Origin of the sequence: Caballeronia sp. J97 (assembly GCF_905220305.1) — a bacterium.
Lineage (GTDB): Bacteria > Pseudomonadota > Gammaproteobacteria > Burkholderiales > Burkholderiaceae > Caballeronia.
On record NZ_CAJMZL010000032.1, the window covers coordinates 1 to 23,467 of the forward strand.

Genomic DNA, 23,467 nt, shown 5'->3' on the forward strand with positions numbered 1-23,467 from the left:
TCCAGACCGTGAAGACTCGTTGAAGTTTCCTGAAAGGCGACGCGCACCTCAGCCAGACGAAGCGCCGAGCCAGGCACGGCGCGACGCCACTGTGCATCGTCGCGCCATCCCGTTCGAATCAAGGCGTGTTCTGCGCCCCCTTGAGCGGGATGCCATGTGAATGCGGATTCGCGTCGCTCATGTCTTCAGGCAGGAGATTGCCGTCGGCAAGGTACTCGTCGGCCCGGGCGGTTTCAGGAAAGCGCTCAGGGTACAGATGCCGCTCCGCAACGGTCGCATCGAAGGTCCGCGACCACCTGGCGATCACGACCGTCGCGAGGCTGTTGCCGATGGTATTGCAGGTGGCGATGGCCATCGACATGAAGCGGTACACGCCGAAGATCAGCGCCAGGCCTTCGACCGGAAGGATGCCGGTCGACGTGACCGTTGCCGCGAATACGACGAACGAGCCGCCCGACACCGTGGCCGCGCCCTTCGACGTCAGCAGCATCAGCAACAGAATGCCGATCTGATGATCCAGTGTGATGGGCACGCCGTAAGCATGAGCGATGAACATCACGCCCATCGACATGAAGATCGACGTACCGTCGAGATTGAACGCGTAGCCCGTCGGCAACACGAGCCCGACAGTTTGCTTCGCGCAGCCGAGCCGCTCGAGCTTGATCAGCAGACGCGGCAGGGCGCTTTCGGATGAAGCCGTGCCGAGCACGATGAAGATCTCGTCCTTGATATAGCGCAGAAAGCGCCACAGACTGAAACCCGCGAGCTTGGCAATGACGCCCATCACCACGACGATGAACAGCACCACCACGGCATAGAAGCTCAGCACGAGTTGCGCGAGCGCGATCAGCACCGCCGTGCCGTTGCTGCCCACCGAGAACGCGATCGCACCGAGCGTGCCGAGCGGCGCGAGCTTCATCACGAGATTGATGAACGAGAAGAGCACTTCGGAGATGAGATCCAGCCCTTCGTTTATGCGCACGCGGCGGCGCTCCGGAATCGCGAGAATGCCGATGCCGACCATCACCGCGAGCACGACGACTTGCAACAGCTCGCCCTTCGCGAACGCGCCGATGAAGTTGTCCGGCACGATATGCATGACGAACTCGCTGAAGCCCTGTGGCGCAGCTTTGGCCGCGACCGAGGGCACGGCGCCGACGGCGACGGAGGTCATCGCCTTGCCCGTCTGCAGCAGATTGCCGGCGAGCAGTCCGAATGCGAGCGCGATCGTCGAGACGACTTCGAAGTAGACGATCGAGCGCCAGCCCACACGTCCCGCGCTCTTCACGTCACCCGCCGACGCAATGCCATGCACGATCGTGAGAAACACCAGCGGCGCGACACCGGCCTTGATGAGTGCGAGGAAGATATCGCCGAGCAACTTGAGTTGCGCGCCGAACTTCGGAAATAGCAGGCCGACCGCAATGCCGATGACGAGCGCCAGCAGCACCTGCATGCCGAGCTTGCGGTACCACGGCAGCTTCTTCGTCGCGGCGAGGGTGGCGCCGTCGTGTGATGCGTGTTCGTTATGCATCGCATGCTCCTCCATGATTCTTTATGTTCAGACTTCGCTCGACAGCGCGATGGCCCGGTCCACCATCTGCGGCGCGAGACCGAGATAGTTCGCGGGATCGGTCATGCGCTCGATGGCTGCACGGTCGAAGTGCTTCGTGACTTCAGGCAAGGCTGCGAGCGCTTGCGCGAGCGTGCCGCCATGCTCGTTCACCGTGCGGCATGCGTCGTACACGATGTCATGCGCCTGCTGACGTCCGGTGTAGGGCGCCATGCCCATCATCACGGCTTCCGCGACGATCAAGCCACGGCTGATGCCGAGGTTGTGCTTCATGCGCGCTTCGTCGACGATGAGGCCGCCGAGGGCGAACTTCGCCTGATGCAGCGCGCCCGCGGTGAGAATGAAGCTTTCGGGAATCGCGATCCACTCGGCATGCCACGGCCCGGTGGCGCGCTCGAAGTCCTGGATCATCGCGTCGACCATCAGGCCCGCGTGCTGGCGCACGGCCTTCGCCGCCGCGAGCATGAGTTCGCTCGATATAGGATTGCGCTTCTGCGGCATGGTGCTGCTTGCGCCGCGTCCCTTGACGAACGGTTCGTAGACTTCCGCGAACTCGGTGGACGCCATGATCATGATGTCGAGCGCGATCTTGCCGAGCGAGCCGGTGACCAGCGCGAGCAGGTTCACGGCTTCGGCGAAGCCATCGCGCGCGACGTGCCATGTCGTTGCGGGCACGCCTAGCTTCAGTTCTGCTGCAAGCGCCTTCTGCACTTCGAAGCCTTTGTCCCCGAGCGATGCCAGCGTGCCCGCCGCGCCCGCAAATTCGACGACGGCCACGCGCTCGCGCAACTGCGCAAGCCGCGCCTGATGACGATCGAACATCGCGAGCCAGATCGCCACCTTGTAGCCGAAGGTCACCGGCAGCGCCTGCTGCAGGTGCGTGCGGCCGGCCATCGGCGTGTCGCGATGCTTCTTCGCCAGATCCGCGAGTATCGTGCGAAGGTCCCGGATGTCGCCATCGATCGAATCGAGTGCGTCGCGCACTTGCAGCGCGACCGCCGTATCCATGATGTCCTGCGTCGTCGCGCCCCAATGGACATAGCGACCCGCTTCACCGCACATCTCGACCAGTTGGTGAACGAGCGGCAGGATCGGATAGCCGACGATATCGGTCTCTTCCCGCATGTGATCGAAATCGATGCGCTCGATGGTCGACTCACGCGCGATCGCTTCGGCCGCATCGGCCGGAATCACGCCGGTGCGCGCTTCGGCTTTCGCCAGCGCAACCTCGACATCGATATAGCGCTGGATCAGCGCGTGATCGGAGAACAGCGCGCGCATCTTCGCGGTGCCGAAGGCGTCGCGAAACAGGATGGAATCGACCACGGTGCTGGCCATCGGAACGGTGACATGCGTCATTGCGACCTCGAGAATTTCGAACTGAACGGGATGAACGGAGCGGACAGAGCGTCGAATAAGTCCGGACATATTCAGAATAATATGTCCGGACATGAAGGGGCAAGCTATGATTTACCCTAGCGGACAGCGCTAACCAATTTTTTGAGACAAGATGACCAACCGAACCCATTTCGCGGACATCGCGCGCGAGCTCACCGAAGCGATCGCGTCGGGGCGCTATCCCGTCGGCAGCGTCCTTCCGACCGAGCTGGAGCTGCGGGATCACTACCAGACGAGCCGCCATACCGTGCGTGCGGCGCTGCATGAACTCCAGCAGCTCGGTCTGGTTTCACGTCGCAAGAATGCGGGGACGCGCGTGGAATCGGCGCGCCCGAGGAATGAGTTTCGACCGACGCTGGCCTCGGTGGACGATCTGACCCAGTTCGGCTCCGAGCATTTGCGGATCGTGCAATCGACCGAGGTGATCGCCGCCGGTCACGATCTGGCGAGGACGCTGCAATGTGTCGAAGGGGCGCGGTTCTTGCGCATTTCGAGTTTGCGCATCGATGGAGGAAAGGCCCGTGCGCCGGTCGGATGGACGGACGTGTACATCGCCCCCGATTACGCCGATGTGGCTGATATTGCGCGCGAGCAGCCCGACCGCTTGATCAGCGTTTTGATCGAGGAGCGCTACGGCCACAGCATTGCCGAGATCCAGCAGGGAATCCAGGCGGTGCTGGTCTCGGAAGAGATGGCGAAGCGGCTGCGCGTAGAGCCGGGAACGGCCGCGCTCGAAATCGTTCGGCGCTACCTGGACTCGGCGGGCAGGAGTTTCGAGGTATCGGTCAGCATTCACCCCGCCGAACGATTTTCAGTCGCGATGCGGCTCAAGCGCTCGAATAGCTGAAATCGGCGGGGGCAATGGCCGAGGACGCGTCCTGAACGGGGCGGAAATTTCACCAGCAGATCGACGGGAGCGGGCACATGATCGAACGAACTGACTTCCTCGCCATGGCAACTGCCGTGACCGACGGCTACCGGAACGAGGTCCTCGCGAAGGTCAACGATCACGACGTCCACGTCAGCGTGATGGACGGCTCGTACTTCTGGCACGTTCACCCCGATTCCGATGAAACGTTCATCGGAATCGACGGCGTCCTGATCATCGATTTCGACGATGGGCCAATCGAGTTGCGCGCGGGCCAGTTGCTGACCGTCCCCGCGGGCGTGCGCCACCGCACGCGCACCGGCGGCGGACGCTCGATCAATCTGACGGTGGAAAAAGCCAATACGACGACGGTCCGCTGCGACGCGCCCGAACGAGGATGATCGCTCGGCCTCAGAACAGGTGATGAATGCCCGTCAGCACCACCGTCTGCCGGTTCGACGACGAAGGCCCGATGCCCAGTGTGCTCGCGACCGCGCCCGACGAAGCCTGCTCGACCATCACGTCGGCGTAAATCTGGGTGAGCTTGGAAAGCGAATAGACGTTGGCGATCGTCACCTGCGTCCAGCGCTGCCCGGCGAGCGTCGTGGTCCACGCGCCCGCGCCGATCATGTAGGCGGGCGTCACCTGAAAATTCGCGCCGCCATCGATGGCGCGATAGTTCTCCGAACGACCGTGCGCCTCGATGCGTACCTGCGTCAGCAGCGCATGCAATTGCACGCGTCCGATCTGAAAGCTTCCGCCGATCCCCGCGTTCCTTACGTTGTCCGCAACGAAAGATGCATTGGCCGGCAAGGCGATGCCTTCGAAGCTCGTCAGTCCGAGCCCGCTCGCCAGATTGAACGCGCGATCGCGATACTCCGAATAGGCCGCCGCGAGATTGAGCGGTCCGTACCCGTACGTCGCGCCGAAGCTGATGCTGCGCCCCGTGGTGCTGCTCGACTGATTCGTGAATCCGTACATCGCGCCGAAGGTGACGCCCGCGATCGTGCGGCTGCGAAACTTGACCGTGTTCGACAATTGGACGGGCACCGTATTGCCCAGTCCATCGACGTTGCCGGGATGGAACGCCGAGAAATCGCCGAGCGTCTGCGCGGTGGAAAGCGGCCCGAGCATCTCGAAGTGAAAGTCTGTCTGACGCCCGAGCGTGATCGTGCCGACGCGGCTCTCGCTCAGGCCGACATACGCCTGCCGGTTGAACAGCGTGCCGGCGCTCGACATCGCGCCGCTGATGGTCGAAAAGCCGGACTCCAGCTTGAACACCGTCTTGAGTCCGCCGCCGAGATCCTCGGTGCCGGTGAGGCCCCAGCGATCCGCCTGCAGCGTGCCTTGCTGCGCGATGAACGCGCGCGCGCCCCGCAAATTGCTCACATAACCGACGCCCGCATCCAGGCTGCCGTACAAGGTCACGCTGCTTTGCGCGTGCACATTCGCCGCGACGCTCAGCATCGAAAGGGCGAGCACGACCAGACTCTTGTTCATAAGGGTCTCGCTAACGATTGAAGAGGAAACGCCGGTCCCGGCCGGCGATGACATCAGGAACGTCAGGACATCAGCGTCTGACAGAGAATGGCCGCGCCCGACACGATGGCGAACGCCATCACGGAAACGCGCAGCAGGCGCGCGTTCAGACGCTGATGCACGTGCTGGCTGATCCACGCGCCGATAATGACCGGCGGCACGAGCAGCAGCGCCGACATGAACTTCGCGCCGGTGATCTGTCCGGTCGCGGAGAGCATCACGAGCGAAAGCGCCTCGCCGATCGCGAAGCACAACGCAATGGTCGAGCGCAGCGCCGGCGCGCGATAGTGCTGGAACACCATCGCGAGCGCGGGGCCGCCGATGCCCGTCGCCGTTTCGGTGATGCCGGTCACCGCGCCCGCCGCCATCAACGCGTTGCGGCCGGGCAGGAAGCTCGGCGCGCACAGGGTCGCGAGGGCGGCGGCGATCGTCGATGCGCCGATGAACAGGTTCAGATCGTGCGCCGAGATGCGCGAAATGATCCACACGCCCGCCACCGCGCCCGCCGTTCTGCCGACGGTGATCCACAGCGTGCCTTTCGAATCGAGCGCGGGACGTTCGCGCCACGCGAGATAGACGTTCAGCGGCAGCATCAGGATGAGCAGCGACACGGGCAGCAGGCCCGGTTCGATCAGCCCGATCACGGGCGCGCAGATCAGCGCGAAGCCCACGCCGACCGCGCCCTGAATGAACGCGGCAATCGCGACGGTGGCGGCGAGCACTGCAAGAATGGTGAGGCTCACGGGCAATTCACTCCATGGTCGGAAGGGGCGTGCTGGTCAGCGGCGACAGCGCCGGCGCCACGTGCACGCGTTGAATCGGCGCCTGCGCGACGACTTCGCGCGCGATGTCATCGATTTCTCTCAGGAACGCGCGGGCGTCCCAGTCGGTCGGCCAGCCTTGCCACAGACGCAGCTTGCCGGCGACGAACACCGCGTCGATCTGACTGCGCTGTGCGAGCCGCACGAGCTCCCATGTGAGATCCCACGATGGCCGCATCTCCGGCACGTCGAGATCGACGAGCAGAAAGTCCGCGGCCTTGCCCGGCGCGATCTCGCCGATGCGCGCGGTCAGACGCAACGCATCCGCGCCGCCGCGCAACGCGCGATCGAGCCACAGCGCGCCCGCGCCGCACGACGAATCCCCGGTCGCGAGACCGAAGGCGAATCGCTGCGCCGTTTCGGCGGCATCGACGAGACGGAACGCGTCGCTGCGCGTGCCGTCCGTGCCGAGCCCGAAGCGGATGCCGAGCGCGGCCATCTGCAATGCGGGCGCGACCGCGTTGCCCTTCCACGAACTCGCGACCGGGTTGTAGCTGACGGCCGCGCCGGTTCGCGCGAGCAGATTCAGTTCGGACGGCGTGACGAGCGTGGCGTGCGCGATCAGCGTCTGCGGCCCGAGCGCGCCCGCGTAATGCAGATGCTCGATCGGCCGCATCTTGCGACGCACGATCGAGCGCTCCACCGACGCGAGATGCTCGTTGGCGTGCGTCTGAAACACGGCGTTCGCGTCCGCGCACAGCGCGGCGGCGGTTTGCAGCATGCCGTCGGAGCCGGCTTCCGGCACCGAGATCGCCAGTGACGGATGCACGAGCGCGTGCCCGTCCCAGCGCGCCAGATGCTGCTGCGCGCGCACGACGATCGCGGCGCGCGCGCGGGCGTCGATATCGTCGGCGAGATCGTTGCAGATGAGGCCGAGCACGCAGCGCACGCCCACTTCCTGCGTTGCCGCGGCGATCGTCGAGGCATCGCCGCTCGCGCGCGTGCCGGCGTCGCACACGGTGGTGAAGCCGCCGCGCAGCGCTTCGAGCGCGGCGAGCTTCGCCGACAGATACACGAGATTCTCGTCGAGACAGTTTTCGAGCGGTACCCAGATCCGCCGATAAATCTCCGACGGCTCGCCGAATGCCAGCGCCTTGCCGAGCGATTGCGTCAGATGATGATGCGCATCGACGAAGCCCGGCATCACGAGCTTGTCGGGCAGCGCGAGCGGCGTGAGATGCGGATATCGCGCGACGATGTCATCGGCGGGGCCGACGGCGGCGAATTTGCCGTTCTCGATGACGACGGCGTGATCGGGCCGCGGCCCGTCCGCGAGCAGCACCTGGCCGGGCAGGAGCAGCAGTCGGTCGGCTTGCAGCGCGGCGGGCGTGAGCGAATGAGTGTTCATGAGGTTTTCTTAGTGACAGGAGCGGTTGTCGTGGATGGCGGCTTCGAGCGGCGCGGCGGGATCGGCGGCGGGGCGTTCGCGCCAGTGCAGCTTCAGATGCGCGAACAGCACGTTGACGATGACGGCGGTCAGCGCGCCCATCGCGAGCCCGTTGCCGAGCACGATCTGGAGCGCCGCCGGAAAGCGGCTGTAGACGCCGGGCACGACGATCGGCAGCACGCCCATCGTCAGCGCGGCGGCGAGGGTGTACATGTTGGCGTGCGCGCGCAAGTCCACCTGGCGCAGCAGGTTGATGCCCATCACGCCGATGATCGAGAACACGATCAGCGCGGTGCCGCCGACGACCGGCGCGGGAATCGCGTTGGCGAGCCTGCCGAGCGGCGCGAGCAGCGCGATGACGACGAGCAGCCCGCCCGCCGCCGCCGTGACGAAGCGCGAGCGCACGCCCGTCGCCTGCACGATGCCGATGTTCTCGCTGCTCGTGATGATGAGCGACGTGCCGAAGAGACCGCCGAGCACGGACATCGCCGCATCGCCGCGAATCGTCTTCGGCACGTCGATTTGCGGATCGATCTCCTTGCCCACCACTTCGGCGATCGCGACCGTCTGGCCGGTCGCTTCCGCCATCGAGATCACGCTGAAGATGAGGAGCGGCAGCGCGGCGACGATATCGAAGTGCGGCATGCCGAACGGCAGCGGCGTCGGCAGCGTGACGAGCGCGCCGGACCAGACGTCGGCGAAGCTCATCGCGCCGAGCGTCCAGGCGAGCGCCGCGCCCGCGAGCAGGCCGAGCAGCACGGCCAGCTGGCCGAGCATGCCCTTGAAGAGCTTCGCGAACAGCACGGTGAAGACGACCGTCGCGAGCGCGAGCCCGATGCCGAGCGGGTTCGCGAATTCCGCCGTGCCCGGCTTGCCGACGATCACCACGCCGTAGATCCGGATCAGATTGATGGCGACGAGGATCAGCATCGTGCCGATCACGATGCGCGGAAAAAAGCGCAGGCAGCGCGCGAACACCGGCAGCAGCAGGAAGTAGCAGAGGCCGGTGAGGATCGTCGCGCCGGCGGCGGTGGCGAGATCGGTCTGCTGCGCGATCAGCACGAACAGCACGACCGGCGCGCCGCCCGGCACCATGATGAAGGGCAGGCGCGCGCCGAATTTCAGCGGCCCGAACGACTGCAGCAGCGTGCCCAGCCCGCACACGAGGAACGTCGCGCTGATCAGATCGACGGTGAGGGCGGACGACAGCCCCAGCGCCTTCGCGACGAGAAACACGGCCGTGATCGGCGATGCCGCCACGACGAGCACATGCTGCAAACCGAACAAGAAAAGCTTGGCGAGCGGCAGGCGCTCGTCGACAGCGTGAATCGGCGGATGGTGGACCATGACGGTTGTCTCCTGTATGCCGCGCCGGCGGCCGGTCGTTCGGCGCGGTGGTTTTGGTTTCCCAAATCGATTTGGGATCGGGGCAATAAAAATGGGCGGGCGCCCCAAATCGATTTGCTATCGTAGAATGGTGCGTCATTTCGCTGCTGTCAAGCCGAAAAATTTATCGTCATCGCGGACGCGATAGACGGGGATTCGTCGTGAGAAAGCACCGCAACGAGCCGTGAGAGAATCCGGCATCGCACCATGAGCGAGGAACGCAGGACCATGCAAAGCATCGCGCCGGGCAAGCCGCGGCCGACCATCTCCGACGTGGCGCGCGTCGCCGGCGTCTCGACCACGACCGTCTCGCATGCGCTGAACGACAAGGGTTACGTCGATCCGCAGACGCGCGAGCGCGTGAAAGAAGCGGCGCGTGCGCTCGGCTATCGTCCGAGCGTGCGCGCGCAGCGCTTGCGCACCGGCGAGGCGCATACCATCGCGCTGATTTCGTCGATGCCCTTCGAAATCGCGGGCGGCGCGTCGCGGCTCGGCTTTCTGATGGAAGTCGCCGCGGTGGCCGCCGCCGCTGCGCTCACGCGAGGGCTCGCGCTCGTGCTGGTGCCGCCGGTGATGGCGGGCCGCCTGCCGCTGGAGCAGCTCGATATCGACGGCGCGATCGTCATCGAACCCACCGCCGACGACGCCAACGTCGCGCATCTGCAGGAGCGCGGCTTGCCGGTGGTGTGCCTCGGGCGCCAGCCGGGCAACGATGTCGCGCCTTACGTCGACATCCATTCTTCGGCGACCACGGAACTGCTGCTGAGCCATCTGCGCGAGCAGGGCTGCGCGAAGATCGCGTTGCTGATCGGCGCGCAGCAGCGCAATTCGTATATCGAGGCCCGCGATGCCTATGCGCGGTTCTGCGCGGCTCACGGCATGACGCCGGTGATCGCGGTCGCGGACGAATCGGGGGGCGAGGACGCCGGGCGCGACGCGTGCGCCGCGTTGCTCGCGCAACAGCCCGACGTCGACGGTCTGTGCGCGCTCGTCGATGCATTCGCGGTCGGCGCGGTGCAGGCGATTGCGCAAAGCGCGAAACGCGTGCCGGAGGACATTAAGGTCGTCACGCGCTACGACGGCACGCGTGCGCGCGCCTGCCGCCCGCCGCTCACCGCCGTCGATCTTCATCTGGACGACATGGCCTCGCAGGCGGTCGAACTCCTTTTCGCGCATCTCGCGGGCAAGGGCGGCGCGCGCACGGTCGCGCCGGCGCTGCCCTCGCTGGTCGTGCGCGAATCATCGGAAGCGACGGCGAAGAACTAATCCGCGCTGAAGCGCGTGCGCACGGGCGGCGACGCGTGTCACGAGACCACGTTGACCGGCGTGCCCGCCACGAAGCTCGCGATGTTGTCCATGAGCTGATCCGCGAGCGACTGCTGCGCCTCGTCCGACGCCCACGCCACATGCGGCGTCACGATCACGTTCGGCCGTCCCGCGACGCGCATCAGCGGGTTGTCGGGCGCGGGCGGCTCCGTCGCGAGCACGTCGAAGCCCGCGCCGCTGATCCAGCCTTCGTCGAGCGCTTCGATGAGCGCATCCTCGTCCACCAGTCCGCCGCGCGCGGTGTTGATGATGAGCGGCTTTTTCTTCATCGCGCGGAATTCCGACGTCGACAACATGCCCCGCGTCTGCGGCGTGAGCGGGCTGTGGATCGTGATGACGTCGCTCGTCGCGAGCATCTCGTCCCACGGCGTGTAGAGCGGCCCCATGTCCGCGCGCCCCTTGTGCGCCGCGAAAACCGGCTTCATGCCGAACGCCTTGGCGATCTCGGCGACGCGCTGCCCGAGCACGCCTTCACCGATGATGCCGAGCGTCGCGCCGCCCAGATCGCGGATCGCGTGATTGAAGAAGCAGAACTGGCCGGACTTCTGCCATTCGCCGTTCAGCACGTCGTCGCGATACGCGATCAGATTGCGCCGCAGCGCGAGCATCAACGCGAACGCGTGCTCCGGCACCGTGTTCACCGCATAGCCGCGGATATTCGACACGACGATCCCACGCTTCGCGCAAGCGGTCTTGTCGATGACATCCGTGCCGGTGGCGGCGACCGCGACCAGTTCGAGCGTCGGCACTTGCGCGATGACATCGGCGGTAATCGCGACCTTGTTCGTGATGACGATGCTCGCGCCCTGCAAACGCGCGGCGACCTGCTCGGGCGCGGTACGGCCGTATTCGACGAGTTCGTGTTCGAACGCGGGCCGCTTCAGCGTGATCTGCGGCGCGAGCGTTTCGCGATCGAGAAAGACGATCTTGTGCATGGATATTCCGAAGTTGAAGGTTCAAAGATGCCGCTGCGCTTCTGCGACGACATGCGCGGGCGTAATGCCGAAGTGCTCGTAGAGCGTTTCCGCCGGCCCCGACGCGCCGAAGCCCTTCATGCCGACGAAGCCGCCGCGATCGCCGAGATAGCGGTCCCATCCGAAGCGCACGGCGGCTTCCACCGCGACGCGCACGGTTTGCGCGCCGAGCACGCTCACGCGATAGTCCGCGTCCTGCTCGTCGAAGAGTTCGCAGCAAGGCATCGACACGACCGCTGTCGCGATACCGGCCGCCTGCAACCGCTCGCGCGCGGCGAGCGCGATCGCGACCTCGGAGCCCGTCGCGATGAGCGTGACGCGACGCGGTCCGCCTTTGGCCTCGGCGAGCACGTAGCCGCCGCGCGCCGAACGGTTGGCCTCGTCGTGCGCGCGACGCACGAGCGGCAGCGCCTGGCGCGCGAACACCATCGTGCTCGGGCCGCTCTTGTGCTCGTACGCGAGCATCCAGCATTCGGCGGCTTCGACCGCATCGGCGGGACGGAACACGCGCATGTTCGGCATCGCGCGCAGCGACGCGAGGATTTCCACCGGCTGATGCGTCGGCCCGTTCTTGCCGACGCCGATCGAGTCGTGGCTGAAGACGAACTTCACCGGCAGGCCCATCAGCGCGGCCATGCGCATCGCCGGGCGCTCGTAGTCGGAGAAGGCGAGATAGGTGACGGCGAGCGGGACGGTGCCGCCGTGCGCGGCCATGCCGTTGGCCATCGCGCCCATCACGTGTTCGCGCACGCCGCAATGCACGTATGCGCCGCCGCGATCTTCGGCAGTGAACGCGCGCAGGCTGCGCTTGTGGCTCGTCGGCGCTTCGAGGTCCGCGCAGCCGACCACGCGCTCGGGCAGCACGTTCGCGAGCAGATCGTTGATCTCGGCGGAGATCATGATGCCGCCGGGCGAGTCCTGCGCGTCGCGCTTGTACGACTCGAGCGTGTCTTTCCAGCCGACAGGCAATTCGCCCGCGATGACGCGCTCGAACTCGGCGCGCGCTTCCTGCGGCAATGCCGCGACGCGCTCGCGCCACGCACGATGCTCGCTATCGCTGCGGCGGCCGGCATCGCGCCACGCATGCAGCACGTCGCCGGGAACCTCGAACGGCGCGTGCGGCCAGTTCAGTTCGTTGCGCGCGGCGTCGGCGTCCTTCTCGAAGAGACGCCCGCTGTGCCCGCCGCGCTGACCTTGCAGACGCGCGATGCCGCGTGCGATCGTCGTGCGGCACGCGAGCATCGACGGACGCGGATCGGCTTTCGCTTCGGCGAGCGCGTTCGACACCGCTTCGAGATCGTGCCCGTCGACTTCGATCACGTGCCAGCCCGCGACGCGGAATCGCTCGCTCACGTCCTCGCTGATCGAAAGCGACGTGCTGCCGTCATCCGTGATGCGGTTGTCGTCCCAGCACAGGATCAGCTTGCCGAGCTTCAGATGGCCCGCGAGCGAAATCATTTCCTGCGCGACGCCTTCCTGCAGGCAGCCGTCGCCGACGAACGCATACGTGTGGTGATCGACGATATCGCCGCCGAACTTCGCATTCAGATACGCTTCCGCGACCGCCATGCCGAACGCATTCGCGACGCCTTGTCCGAGCGGTCCGGTCGTCACCTCGATGCCGGAGGCGGTATCGAACTCGGGATGGCCTTCGCAATGCGAGCCCATTTCGCGGAAGGTCCTGATCTGGTCGATGCCGAAGTTCGCGTAGCCCGTCAGATGAAGCACCGCATAGAGCAGCATCGAGCCGTGGCCGTTCGAGAGAACGAAGCGGTCGCGGTCGGGCCATTGCGGATCGGCGGGATTGAACTTCATGTGCCGCGTGAACAGCGCCGTGGCGATTTCGGCCATGCCGAGCGGCACGCCCTGATGGCCTTCGCCCGCGCGCACGATGGCGTCGATGGCGAGAAAGCGGATAGCGTTCGACAGCTTGTGCGTGTCGATGGAAGGCATGACTTCTCCTTGCCGCTCCTTGCGGGAGCGGCCTGAATGAACGTGCGGGACGAGTTGGGGTTAGTGCAGGAAGCCGGTCGAGAACCAGGGCACGGCGGCGACCAGGATCAGCCCGACGATCAGCGCCGCGATATAGCCGATGATCGGCTTCATGCCTTCGTCGGGATGGATGCGGCTCACCGCGCACGCCGAGTAGTAGCCGACGCCGAACGGCGGCGCGAACAGGCCGACGCCCATCGACAGGATCACGACCATCGCGTAGTGCACGTCGTGGATGCCCATCTGCCGCGCGATCGGAAACATCAGCGGGCCGAACAGCACGATCGCGGGAATGCCTTCGAGCACGCTGCCGAGCACGATGAACACGAGGATCGACGCCGCCATGAACATCCACCCGCCGCCGGGCAGCGCGGCCATCGTGCGGGCGAGCTGACCGGAGAAGCCGGACTGCGTGAGCGCCCAGGCCATGCTCGTCGCCGCGCCGATGATGAGCAGGATTGCGCCGGAAAGGGCGGCGGTGTCGATCAGCATCGGTTTGAGCCGCGCCCATTCGAAGCGGCGATAGATGAGCAGGCCCGCGAGCACCGCATACGCGATGCCGATGGTCGACACTTCCGTTGCAGTGGCGATGCCTTCGACCACGGCCGCGCGAATCACGAAGGGCAGGGCGAGCGCGGGCAACGCAATGGCGAACTTGCGCAGGATCTCGCCGCGGCTCGCGCGCTTCACGCCGGAAAGATCGTCTACGCGATAGCGCCACCAGACGACCGCGCACAAGGTCACGGCGAGCACGATGCCCGGCAGCATGCCGCCCGTGAACAGCGCGGAGATCGACACGCCCGTCACCGAGCCGAGCGTGATGAGCACGAGGCTCGGCGGAATGGTCTCGGTCTGCGCGCCGGTCGCGGCGAGCAGCGCGACGAGATCGCCGGGTTTCGCGCCGCGCGCCTTCATCTCGGGGAACAGCACCGGTGCGACGGCCGCCATGTCCGCGGCTTTGGAACCCGAGATGCCCGAGACCAGATACATCGCGCCGACGAGCACGTACGACAAGCCGCCGCGCACGTGACCGAGCAGGCTTGCGAGAAACGCGATCATCGCGGCGGCCATGCCGGTCATCTCGATCAGTTGCCCGAGGAACACGAAGAGCGGCACGGACAGCAGAATCAGATGCGACATGCCTTCGTCCATGCGTCCGACCACGACGACGAGCGGCGTGCTCGTCGTCAGCGCGAGATAGCCGAAGGTCGCGAGGCCGAACGAGAACGCGATCGGCACGCCCGCGAGCACGCAGACCGCGACCAGGCCGACGAAGAAGATCAGCAGGTTGAAGTTGCCGAGCCCCTTCAAGAGCGGACTCGCCGCGTAGAAGGCCCCCGCGATCGCCGCGACGAGCACGAGCGCGCCGAGCGTGTGCTTCCAGTCGGCGACGCGAACCAGGCGCAGGCACGCGACGAGCAGCATCAGGCCCGAGCCGATCGGCAACGCCGCCGCGCGCCACGAGTTGGAAATCTCGAGCGCGGGCGTGGTGATGAACGACTCGTCCTGCGCGAAATCGAACGCCGGGCCGATGACCATCGCGAGGAACGCGAGCGGCGCGGCGATCGCGACGACATCGAGAAACGCGCGCATGCCGGGCGACGCCATGCCGACCAGCGCCGTCATGCGCATGTGCTCGCCGCGCCGCAAGGCCACTACCGCGCCGAGCATCGCGAGCCACAGGAACAGCATCGACGCGAGCTCGTCGCTCCACACGAGCGGATTGTGCAGCAGATAGCGGCTCGTCACGCCCGTGAGCAGCACGACGATCTCGGCGACGACCAGCAGCGCGGCGGGAATCTCCACGAGGTGGCCGAGCCAGGTATCGAGTAATTCGGCGACACGCCGCGGCGCCGGATGCGGAAGCATGATCGTCTGCATGGCTTTCATACCAGTTTTCCGGTGTACTTTTCGAGCGTGCCCCAGGCTTGCTCACCGTACTTCGCCTTCCAGTCGGCGTAGAAGCTCGTTTTCTTCAGCGCCGCGCGGAAGGCTTCCCGATCCACGTCGACCATCGTGATGCCCTTCGCCTTCAGGTCGGTGCGCAGGCTCGAATTGAGTTTCGCGATATCCGCGCGTTGCAGCATCGCGGCCGCTTCGAACTCGCGCGTGACGATCGCGCGCATGTCCGCCGGCAGCGCCTGCCATGCGCGGCGATTGCCGAGAATCCAGTACGCATCCCAGACGTGCGAAGTGAGGCTGATCGACTTCTGCACTTCGTAGAGCTTCGCTGTCGCGATGATCGGCAGCGGATTCTCCTGGCCCTCGACCACGCCCGTTTGCAGCGCGGAGTAGAGCTCGTTGAAGTTGATCGGCGCGGGGCCGGCATCGAGCGACTTGAACAGCGACGTGAGCATCGGCGCCTGCGGCACGCGAATCTTGAAGCCCTTCAGATCGGCAGGCGTCTTCACGACGCGCGTCGACGAGCTGATCTGACGGAAGCCATTGTCCCACGGCTTCGACACGGCGATGATGCCGGACTTCTCGACCTGGGCGCGGATATAGGCGCCGAGATCGCCGTCCATCGCTTTCCAGACGGTGTCGTAGTCGGGAAACGCGAAGCCCGTGTTGACGATGCCCGCGGCGGGCGTCAGGGTCGCGAGAATCGACGATGCCTGATTGAAGAACTCCACGCCGCCGCTGCGCACCTGCGAAAGCAGGTCGGTGTCGGAGCCGAGCTGATTCGCGGGAAACACCTTGATGTCGAGCTTGCCGCCGGTCGCCTCGCGAATCTTGTCGCAGGCCTGCTGCGCGCGGACGTTCACCGGATGCGTCGGGTCCTGTCCGGTCGCGAGCTTGTACGAGAAGTCGGCGGCGCTCGCGTGCCGTGTCGTGAGCCCCCAGAGCGGGGCGGCCGCGGCGAGCGTCGCGCCCGTCTTCAGGAACGTCCGGCGGTCGATGCCGCCTTGTTTCGTGCGATGGGTCATGGTGTGCTCCTCCAAACCTGATGATGGTCGATAGATCTTGTTATTCGAATGCGCTTGCGCTTCAACCGTGGATCAGCATGCCTCCGTTCACGTCGATGACCGCGCCGGTGATGTACGAAGAGATCGGCGACGAGAGAAACAGGAACGCGCCCGCGACGTCATCGGGTACGCCCAGACGGTTCAGCGGAATGCCGGCGAGAATCTCGGTGCGCTTGTCGTCGCTGATCTTGCCCGCGTTGATGTCGGTCTGAATCAGGCCCGGCGTCACGCAGTTCACGCGGATGCCGTCGTTGCCGAGCTCGCGCGCCATCGCCTTGGCGAGACCGAGCACGCCCGCCTTTGCCGCCGAGTAGTGCGGGCCGCCGAGAATGCCGCCGCCGCGCTGCGCCGATACCGAAGACATGCAGCCGATCGAGCCGCCGCCTTGCCGCTTCATCTGCGGCACCACGGCTTGCGACAGATACAGCACGCCGCGCAGGTTGACATCGAGAACGCGGTCCCAGCTTGCCTCGTCGATATCGAGCAGCTTCACGGCCTGCGTGATGCCCGCGTTGTTGATGAGCACGTCGATCGCGCCGAAGTCGGCGACCACTTGCTGGACCGCTCTATCGCAGGCGGCGCGGTCGGTCACGTTGCACACATAGCCGCGATGCTCCGGGCCGATGCTGCTCGCCGCTTCGCACGCAGCGGCTTCGTCGAGATCGAGAATGGCGACCTTCGCGCCGTGCTTCGCGAACATGCGCGCCGTCGCCATGCCGATCCCGCGCGGCGACGCCGCTCCGGAAATGACGGCGACCTTGCCTTCGAGAAGACGCGACTCTGACATGATGTGATTCTCCAGATGGTGAGTGTCGATGAAGGCTTAGCCGAGCCAGCCTTTGATGGTGTTGCACATCGCTTCGGTGGAAATGCCGTAGCGATCGTGCAGCGTGGGTAATGCGCCCGCGTCGAGAAAGGCGTCGGGCAGGGCGATCTGACGGAAGGCGGGCGTGACGCCTGCGCCGAGCAGCGTGCGCGCGACCGCTTCGCCGAGGCCGCCGATCACCGTATGGTTCTCCGCGACGACGACCATGCGGCCCGTGCGCTTCGCTTCGCGCAGGATGGTCGCGGTGTCGAGCGGCTTGATGGTCGGCACGTGCAGCACCGCGACATCGACGTTGTCCGCCTGCAGGGCCTTCGCGGCTTCGAGCGAACGCATCGTCATGATGCCGGTGGAGACGAGCAGCACATCGGCGCCGTCGCGCACGAGCTTCGCCTTGCCCAGTTCGAACTGATAGCCGTATTCGTCGAGCACGGCGGGCACGTTGCCGCGCAGCAGACGCGCATAGACCGGGCCTTTGTGCGCAGCGATGGCGGGCACCATCTGCTCGATATCGAGCGCATCGCACGGATCGATGACGGTCATGTTCGGCATCGCGCGCATCAGCGCGAGGTCTTCGGCGGCCTGATGGCTCGGGCCGTAGCCCGTCGTGAGACCCGGCAGCGCGGCGACGATCTTCACGTCGAGATTGTCTTCGGCGATGGTCTGATGGATGAAGTCGTAGGCGCGGCGCGTCGCGAACACCGCATAGGTCGTGACGAACGGTTGCGCGCCTTCGTGCGCGAGGCCGGCGGCCGCGCCCATCAGCAGTTGCTCGGCCATGCCCATCTGGTAATAGCGTTCGGGGAATTCCTTCGCGAAGATATGCAGGTCCGTGTACTTGCCGAGGTCGGCCGTCATGCCGACGACGTTCGCGTTCGTGCGGGCGAGTTCGGCGAGTGCGTGGCCGAAGGGCGCGGAGCGGGTGACCTGTCCTTCGCCCGCAATCGACGCGATCATCGCCGAGGTCTTCAGACGCGGCTTCCTTGCGACGGTGTTCATGCCTGTCTCCCTGCATCCAGCGCGTCGAGCGCGAGCTTCCATTCATGCGCATCCACCCGGATGAAGTGGTTCTTCTCGCGCTCTTCGAGGAACGGCACGCCGCAGCCCATCTTCGTATCGCACACGATGATGCGCGGCTTCTCTTCCTTCAGATTCCGGGCGATGTCGAACGCTTCCTTCACGGCGGCGATGTCATTGCCGTCGATGCGCTGCACATGCCAGCCGAATGCCTCGAGTTTCGGCACGAGCGGCTCGAAGGCCATGATCTGCGTCGACGGGCCGTCGGCTTGCTGATTGTTCACGTCGACGATCGCGATGAGGTTGTCGAGCTTCCAGTGCGCCGCCGACATGAGCCCTTCCCAGATCGCGCCTTCGTCGAGCTCGCCATCGGAAAACAGCGTGTAGACGAAGGACCGCGAGCCTTTGCGCTTGAGGCCGAGGCAACGGCCGACCGCGATCGTGAGACCTTGCCCCAGCGAGCCGCCCGACATTTCCATGCCCGGCGTATAGCTCGCCATGCCGGACATCGGCAGACGGCTGTCGTCGCTGCCATAGGTTTCGAGTTCGTCTTGCGGCAGCACGCCCGCTTCGAACAGCGCTGCATAGAGCGCGATCGCGTAGTGACCGTTGGAGAGGAGGAAGCGGTCGCGGTCCTCCCATTCGGGATCGCCGGGGCGCAGGTTCATCGCGCCGAAATAGGCGACCGCCAGCACATCGGCGATGTCGAGCGCCTGACCGATATAACCCTGGCCCTGCACTTCGCCCATGAGCAGCGCGTTGCGGCGAATGCGATGAGCGTGCTGCGCGAGTTGCGCGATGCTCTTGTTCACGCGTGTCTCCTTTGTTTTGAAGTCCGCGAGCGCTTCAGGGTTTTCCCTTTGATCGGGCGCTCGGTGCATGAAACAAGCGTATTCGCTTGTAGAGCTGCGCTCAAACGAATTAAAGTGGCTGATCGTTGAATTGAATTCAGGTGATCACTGCAATGCACAATCGCGTGACGCTCAAGTCGATACAGGCGTTCGAGGCGGCGGCCAGGCTGGAATCTTTCGCGCTCGCAGCAGAGGAACTGTTCGTGACGCCTTCAGCGATCAGCCATCAGATCAAGCTGCTCGAAGAGCAACTGAGCGTGCGGCTCTTTCATCGCGTGCATCGCGCCGTGCTGCTCACGGACAGCGGCCGCACCTATGCGGAGGAAATCGGGGCGGCGTTCGCGCGCATCGAAAAGGCGACGCGCGACATCGGCCGTGTGGCGAAGAGCGACATCCTCACCGTGCACTCGACGCCGAGCTTCGCGACGCAATGGCTGATGCCCCGCCTCGCGCGCTTTTCGGCCCGGCATCCGGATATCGATCTGCGGCTGCATGCATCGAACGACCCGGTGGACCTGACAAGGGAAGCGGTCGATATCGACCTGCGCTATGGCGCGCGCAGGTTGCAACCGGCGGGCACGCTGGTGCTCGATCTGCCGTCCGAGACGATCGTGCCGCTCTGCTCGCCGAAGCTGATGGAAGGCGAGCATCCGATTCGCACGGTCGCGGACCTGCGGCATCACACGTTGATTCACAGCGAGAACTGTCTCGTCGGATGGCGCGACTGGATGCGCATGCATCGCAAGACGCCGCTCGATATTTCGCGCGGGCCGCGCTTCGATCGCTCGTTCATGGCGATCAGCGCGGCCGCCGACGGCGTCGGCGTGTGTCTCGAAAGCCTGCTGCTCGTGAAGCGCGAGCTCGATACGGGAAAGCTCGTCGCGCCGTTCGGCTTCGATGGCCTGAGCGTGAACGGCTATACGCTGAACCTGCTCAAGTCATCGGTGGACTTGCCGAAGGTGAAGAGCTTTCAAGACTGGCTCTTCGAGGAACTGGATTGATCGCGCTTCGGCAAGTCGATCGAGACCTGCGCGTCGTTCATGCCGCCACCGTCTGACTCGACTCCACCGCGAGCAGATTCAGCACGAGCAGAATGGCGGCCTGATTCTCCGCGCTGATCGTGATGCCGAGCACGCCGCCGATCCATCGGCCGATCTTCGTCGCGGCGAAATCCGCGCTCTGCGCCGACTTCTTCAACGTGACGCCCAGCCTCACAGCCCGATAGTGGTACGAAGGGATGTGATGCCGCGTCGCGAGCCCGAAGAGACCGCCCTTGCCGCCCGAGCACCAGCCGAGCGTGCCCGCGAGCACGAGTTGCTCGTACTCGTCGAGATCGTCGATGAAAGCGCGCGCGAGCGCCCGCACCCGCGCTTCGTCGAGGCCGTATTGCATCAGCACGGATTCAACCGGATCGTCGATCGCATGCGCGTGCTCGTCGACTTGCTGGACGATGCCGTCGAGCTCCATCGACACATCGCGCTGATAGCTCGCACTGCGCAGGCAATCGATCAGAAAGCGCCTGAAATACGTGCATACGGCGTAGCCGCTCGATGGCGCGCTCTGCTCGCTCGCATGCGATTCGCCATGTCCCGGTTCGAGCCGCAGCACCTTCGAATAGATGAACTGCGCGACGAGTTCCTCCTTGTCTTCCCTGAGCGATTGCAGCTCGGGCGGGTGATAGCTGCGCAACGCGCCTTTCACGAGCTTGTAGATGGACGCCATTTCGTCCTGCGTCAGTTGCGTGCGCCTGCGCCAAAGCTCGGTGAGCATCGAAGGCGCGCCCGTCTCGCAGACGGGATTCATCGTTAAGGTCTCCACGTTGTCAATCCCCTCGAATAGGTGGCAACGTCATGAGTATGGTTTTCTCCCCTGGAAGGACCAATATGGAATTAGTCATATCCGTTGACTAAACTTTTGGGTAAACCGGTCAAGCAGGCGACCAGTGGAATCGCGGCGCGCACGCCGTCGCAAGATCACCACATCCGCCCGATGCCTGACGTCACCCGAAGCAATTAACGCAATAAGGGGATGACAGATGCATGGCGATCGTGAGCATGGCGAGATCGACGAGGATCTCGCGATAGCGCTCTACGCGGCGGACCCCGTATCCTTCATCGCGCACGCGTGTGCCATTGCGCTTCTGAGCGCATCCTGCCTGCCCGATGCGACTCCGGGTCAGCCCTTGTTCTGGTGCCTGGTCTTCTATGGGATTGCGAACTGTTTCGCGATCTGCCTGTGGGCGTGGCGGCGGCACGATCCGCTTCGGCTGGACGCCCGCTGCTGGATCCGTCTGCATGCGCTGAGAAACGTGCTGCTGCACGCGGGGCCGGGCATCGCCATCTGGCTGGCGTTCCGAAGCGAATTCGACGCGTTCGTCGCCGCGCAGGCGGTGCTGCTCGTGACATTGGCCGCGCTCGCTTACGTGTCGAACGGGCTGAATCTGCTCAACCTGTCGGGCGCGGTGCTCACGCTGCTTCTGCCCGCCACGGCGATGAGCCTGTTGTGGCCCGCCGACGGCCGCTTCGAGCTGGGCGTCGTGCTCGCGGTGTTCGTCTGCGCCGTTCACGTGTTCGGGTCGCAGTATCGGCGGCTCTTTCGCGGCATCGTCGAGGCGCGCGTGCATCAGGAGCGGCAGGCGCAAACCATCGCAGTCCAGAAAAGCGTGATCGAGGAAGCGAGTCTCGCGAAGACACGCTTCTTCGCCGCGGCGAGTCATGATCTGCGTCAACCGCTGCACGCGATAGGACTGCTCGCGCAGGCGTTGAGCGACAACGGCGCAAGCGCGCAGGAACGCGATGAAGCCGCGCAGCACATCATCGCCAATGTCGAAGCGTTGAATCAGCTCTTCAATCAGGTGCTCGATCTCGCGCGCATCGAAAGCGGCGTCACGCAGGTCATTCCGCAGCATTTCCGGCTGTCCGAACTGCTCGCGCGCATCGACCGGCAGTTCCGGCCCGCCGCCGCCGCGAAAGGGCTGGCGCTGCGTATCGCGCCGACACAATGCGTCGCATTCACGGACCCGGTGCTGCTCGAACGCGTGATCGGCAATCTGGTGTCGAACGCCGTGCGCTACACCGAACGAGGCTCGATCTGGATCGGCGTGCGGCACGGCTGCGACCCCGAGCGCTGTCATGTCGAGGTGCGCGATTCGGGCATCGGCATCGAGCCTCACGAACACGCGCTCGTCTTCGAGGACTTCTATCAGGCGGCGCTGCCGCAGCATGCCGCGCGTCAGGGTCACGGACTCGGACTCGCGACGGTGCGGCGGCTCACGCGCCTGCTCGGCGAGGAACCGATTCTCCGTTCCGAGCCGGGCCGCGGCACGACCATGCGCGTGCCGGTCCGGTTTGGCGATGCGAGTCTCGTCACCGCGGGCCTGTGCGCGCCGCTATCGGCGGGCGGATGCATCGAAGGACGCCGCGTGCTGTGCGTCGACGACGATCCCGCGAATCTCGATGCGCTCGGTGCGCTGCTTGCGCGCTGGGGCTGCATCGTGCGCGGCTGCCGCGACGAACTGGCTGCCGTGCGGGCGATTTCCGACGGCTTCGTGCCCGACGCGCTCCTGTGCGATTACCAGATCGATCGCCACGAGACCGGCGCCGACGTGATTCAGGCGGTGCGCGAAGCGTTGCGGCGGCGCGGGCATGGGGAGCCGGCGAACATCGTGATCACCGGCGACATGGCGTCGCCCGGACTCGCGGCGCTCGCGGCCGGAGGCTTGCCGATCCTCCACAAGCCCGTGACGCCGACGCGCCTGCGCCGCACGCTCGACATGCTGCTGCAGCCGCACGGACAGGACGAGGCGGCATGAGGGTCGGGGCGTCGCTCAGAGCGTGCGTCCGCTTTGCAGCCAGCCGTTGATGAGCGCGATCGCCGACGAGCGGTTGTGCACGCCGAGCGCCCGGAAGATCACGGAAAGATGCACCTTCACCGTGCCTTCGGCCACTTGCAGCTCGCGCGCGATCATCTTGTTGGTACAGCCGCGATGCACGAGCCGCATGATTTCGCGCTGCCGCGGCGACAGGTTTTCCATCAGATGGAGATGATGCGGCGCGAGCGCCGCCGGCCTGTTCGTGACCGGGCGCGGGCGCTCGGCGGCGCTCTGGCGCGCGAGCCGCGCGGGCGTCGGATCAATGAGACTCAGCGCTTCGATCGGCACGTAGGCGCCGCCGGACAGCACGAGCTCGATCGCCTTGACCATCACGTTGGCGGGCTCGCGCTTGGGCACGAAACCGAGCGCGCCGGCGGCGAGCACGGCGCGCATCTCGTCGACGGATTCTTCCGCCGACAGCACCACAAGCGGCAGCGCCGGATTCGCCTTCAACAGCGCCGTCAACGACGACGCGCTCGCCATGCCGGACATGTGCAGATCGACGATCGCGAGATCGTGATTCGCTTCCGGGCGCGCGGCGGCGGCGAGCGTTTCCCAGTTGTCGGCTTCGTCGAACTGCGCGTCGGGATCGATCCCGCGCAGCAGTGACTTGACGGCCTGGCGGATCAGTTCGTGGTCATCGGCGACGAGGAACCTCATGTTCTCTCCCGCTGC

The 23,467-nt window shown here is 65.5% G+C and carries 20 protein-coding genes; 5 read left to right on the forward strand and 15 right to left on the reverse strand.

What is annotated here, in order from left to right; all coding sequences use genetic code 11:
• Positions 1-118: 118 nt before the first annotated feature.
• Both U4Y90_RS29505 and U4Y90_RS29510 read right to left on the reverse strand, forming a co-directional pair.
• Positions 119-1,534 (reverse strand): cation:dicarboxylate symporter family transporter, encoded by a 1,416-nt coding sequence (locus U4Y90_RS29505; RefSeq protein WP_321799939.1) that lies wholly within the window; start codon positions 1,532-1,534, stop codon positions 119-121.
• Between the two features lie 27 nt (positions 1,535-1,561).
• Positions 1,562-2,932, reverse strand: a complete 1,371-nt coding sequence (locus U4Y90_RS29510) for an adenylosuccinate lyase family protein (RefSeq protein WP_321799941.1) — start codon at positions 2,930-2,932, stop codon at positions 1,562-1,564.
• Between the two features lie 151 nt (positions 2,933-3,083).
• On the opposite strand from U4Y90_RS29510, the gene U4Y90_RS29515 reads away from it, so the two are divergent.
• Complete coding sequence (locus tag U4Y90_RS29515; RefSeq protein WP_321799943.1) at positions 3,084-3,818, forward strand: GntR family transcriptional regulator; 735 nt, start codon at positions 3,084-3,086, stop codon at positions 3,816-3,818.
• A gap of 77 nt (positions 3,819-3,895) precedes the next feature.
• Positions 3,896-4,240 (forward strand): cupin domain-containing protein, encoded by a 345-nt coding sequence (locus tag U4Y90_RS29520; protein ID WP_321799945.1) that lies wholly within the window; start codon positions 3,896-3,898, stop codon positions 4,238-4,240.
• 10 nt (positions 4,241-4,250) lie between these two features.
• Here U4Y90_RS29520 and U4Y90_RS29525 read toward each other — a convergent pair whose 3' ends face one another.
• The 4 genes from U4Y90_RS29525 to U4Y90_RS29540 form a co-directional block, all read right to left on the reverse strand.
• Positions 4,251-5,339 carry a porin gene (locus U4Y90_RS29525; protein ID WP_321799947.1) on the reverse strand — a complete coding sequence of 363 codons (1,089 nt, stop codon included), beginning with the start codon at positions 5,337-5,339 and terminating at the stop codon, positions 4,251-4,253.
• A gap of 62 nt (positions 5,340-5,401) precedes the next feature.
• Positions 5,402-6,121, reverse strand: a complete 720-nt coding sequence (locus U4Y90_RS29530) for a sulfite exporter TauE/SafE family protein (RefSeq protein WP_321799949.1) — start codon at positions 6,119-6,121, stop codon at positions 5,402-5,404.
• A 7-nt stretch (positions 6,122-6,128) separates the two neighbouring features.
• Entirely contained in the window at positions 6,129-7,547 is a 1,419-nt protein-coding gene (locus U4Y90_RS29535) for an amidohydrolase family protein (protein WP_321799951.1), read from the reverse strand.
• A gap of 9 nt (positions 7,548-7,556) precedes the next feature.
• Positions 7,557-8,933, reverse strand: a complete 1,377-nt coding sequence (locus U4Y90_RS29540) for a uracil-xanthine permease family protein (protein WP_321799953.1) — start codon at positions 8,931-8,933, stop codon at positions 7,557-7,559.
• A 267-nt stretch (positions 8,934-9,200) separates the two neighbouring features.
• Here U4Y90_RS29540 and U4Y90_RS29545 point away from each other — a divergent pair, with 267 nt between their 5' ends.
• Positions 9,201-10,238 (forward strand): LacI family DNA-binding transcriptional regulator, encoded by a 1,038-nt coding sequence (locus U4Y90_RS29545; RefSeq protein WP_321799955.1) that lies wholly within the window; start codon positions 9,201-9,203, stop codon positions 10,236-10,238.
• A gap of 38 nt (positions 10,239-10,276) precedes the next feature.
• On the opposite strand, the gene U4Y90_RS29550 is transcribed toward U4Y90_RS29545, so the two are convergent.
• The 7 genes from U4Y90_RS29550 to U4Y90_RS29580 all read right to left on the reverse strand — a co-directional run bounded on the left by U4Y90_RS29550 (position 10,277) and on the right by U4Y90_RS29580 (position 18,819).
• Entirely contained in the window at positions 10,277-11,233 is a 957-nt protein-coding gene (locus tag U4Y90_RS29550) for a D-2-hydroxyacid dehydrogenase (RefSeq protein ID WP_321799956.1), read from the reverse strand.
• Between the two features lie 21 nt (positions 11,234-11,254).
• Positions 11,255-13,225 carry a transketolase gene (gene tkt, locus U4Y90_RS29555; RefSeq protein ID WP_321799957.1) on the reverse strand — a complete coding sequence of 657 codons (1,971 nt, stop codon included), beginning with the start codon at positions 13,223-13,225 and terminating at the stop codon, positions 11,255-11,257.
• A 60-nt stretch (positions 13,226-13,285) separates the two neighbouring features.
• Entirely contained in the window at positions 13,286-15,145 is a 1,860-nt protein-coding gene (locus U4Y90_RS29560; RefSeq protein ID WP_415749428.1) for a TRAP transporter large permease subunit, read from the reverse strand.
• Between the two features lie 5 nt (positions 15,146-15,150).
• The gene (locus U4Y90_RS29565) at positions 15,151-16,191 is read right to left on the reverse strand and encodes a TRAP transporter substrate-binding protein (RefSeq protein ID WP_321799958.1); all 1,041 of its coding nucleotides are present in this window, start codon (positions 16,189-16,191) and stop codon (positions 15,151-15,153) included.
• Between the two features lie 61 nt (positions 16,192-16,252).
• Positions 16,253-17,017, reverse strand: a complete 765-nt coding sequence (locus U4Y90_RS29570; RefSeq protein WP_321799959.1) for an SDR family NAD(P)-dependent oxidoreductase — start codon at positions 17,015-17,017, stop codon at positions 16,253-16,255.
• 36 nt (positions 17,018-17,053) lie between these two features.
• A complete protein-coding gene (locus tag U4Y90_RS29575) occupies positions 17,054-18,052 on the reverse strand; it encodes a transketolase family protein (protein ID WP_321799961.1) in 999 nt (332 codons plus the stop codon).
• Positions 18,049-18,819 (reverse strand): transketolase, encoded by a 771-nt coding sequence (locus U4Y90_RS29580; protein ID WP_321800029.1) that lies wholly within the window; start codon positions 18,817-18,819, stop codon positions 18,049-18,051. Before U4Y90_RS29580 ends, U4Y90_RS29575 begins: the two co-directional genes overlap by 4 nt.
• A gap of 215 nt (positions 18,820-19,034) precedes the next feature.
• On the opposite strand from U4Y90_RS29580, the gene gcvA reads away from it, so the two are divergent.
• Complete coding sequence (gene gcvA, locus U4Y90_RS29585; protein ID WP_321799962.1) at positions 19,035-19,922, forward strand: transcriptional regulator GcvA; 888 nt, start codon at positions 19,035-19,037, stop codon at positions 19,920-19,922.
• Positions 19,923-19,959: 37 nt separating this feature from the next.
• Here the strand turns inward: gcvA and U4Y90_RS29590 are convergent, their stop codons facing one another.
• Positions 19,960-20,724 (reverse strand): hypothetical protein, encoded by a 765-nt coding sequence (locus U4Y90_RS29590; RefSeq protein WP_321799964.1) that lies wholly within the window; start codon positions 20,722-20,724, stop codon positions 19,960-19,962.
• Between the two features lie 232 nt (positions 20,725-20,956).
• Here U4Y90_RS29590 and U4Y90_RS29595 point away from each other — a divergent pair, with 232 nt between their 5' ends.
• Positions 20,957-22,732, forward strand: coding sequence for a hybrid sensor histidine kinase/response regulator (locus tag U4Y90_RS29595; protein WP_321799966.1), 1,776 nt, complete (start codon positions 20,957-20,959; stop codon positions 22,730-22,732).
• A gap of 15 nt (positions 22,733-22,747) precedes the next feature.
• Here U4Y90_RS29595 and U4Y90_RS29600 read toward each other — a convergent pair whose 3' ends face one another.
• Positions 22,748-23,452 carry a response regulator transcription factor gene (locus tag U4Y90_RS29600; protein WP_321799968.1) on the reverse strand — a complete coding sequence of 235 codons (705 nt, stop codon included), beginning with the start codon at positions 23,450-23,452 and terminating at the stop codon, positions 22,748-22,750.
• Positions 23,453-23,467: the final 15 nt, after the last annotated feature.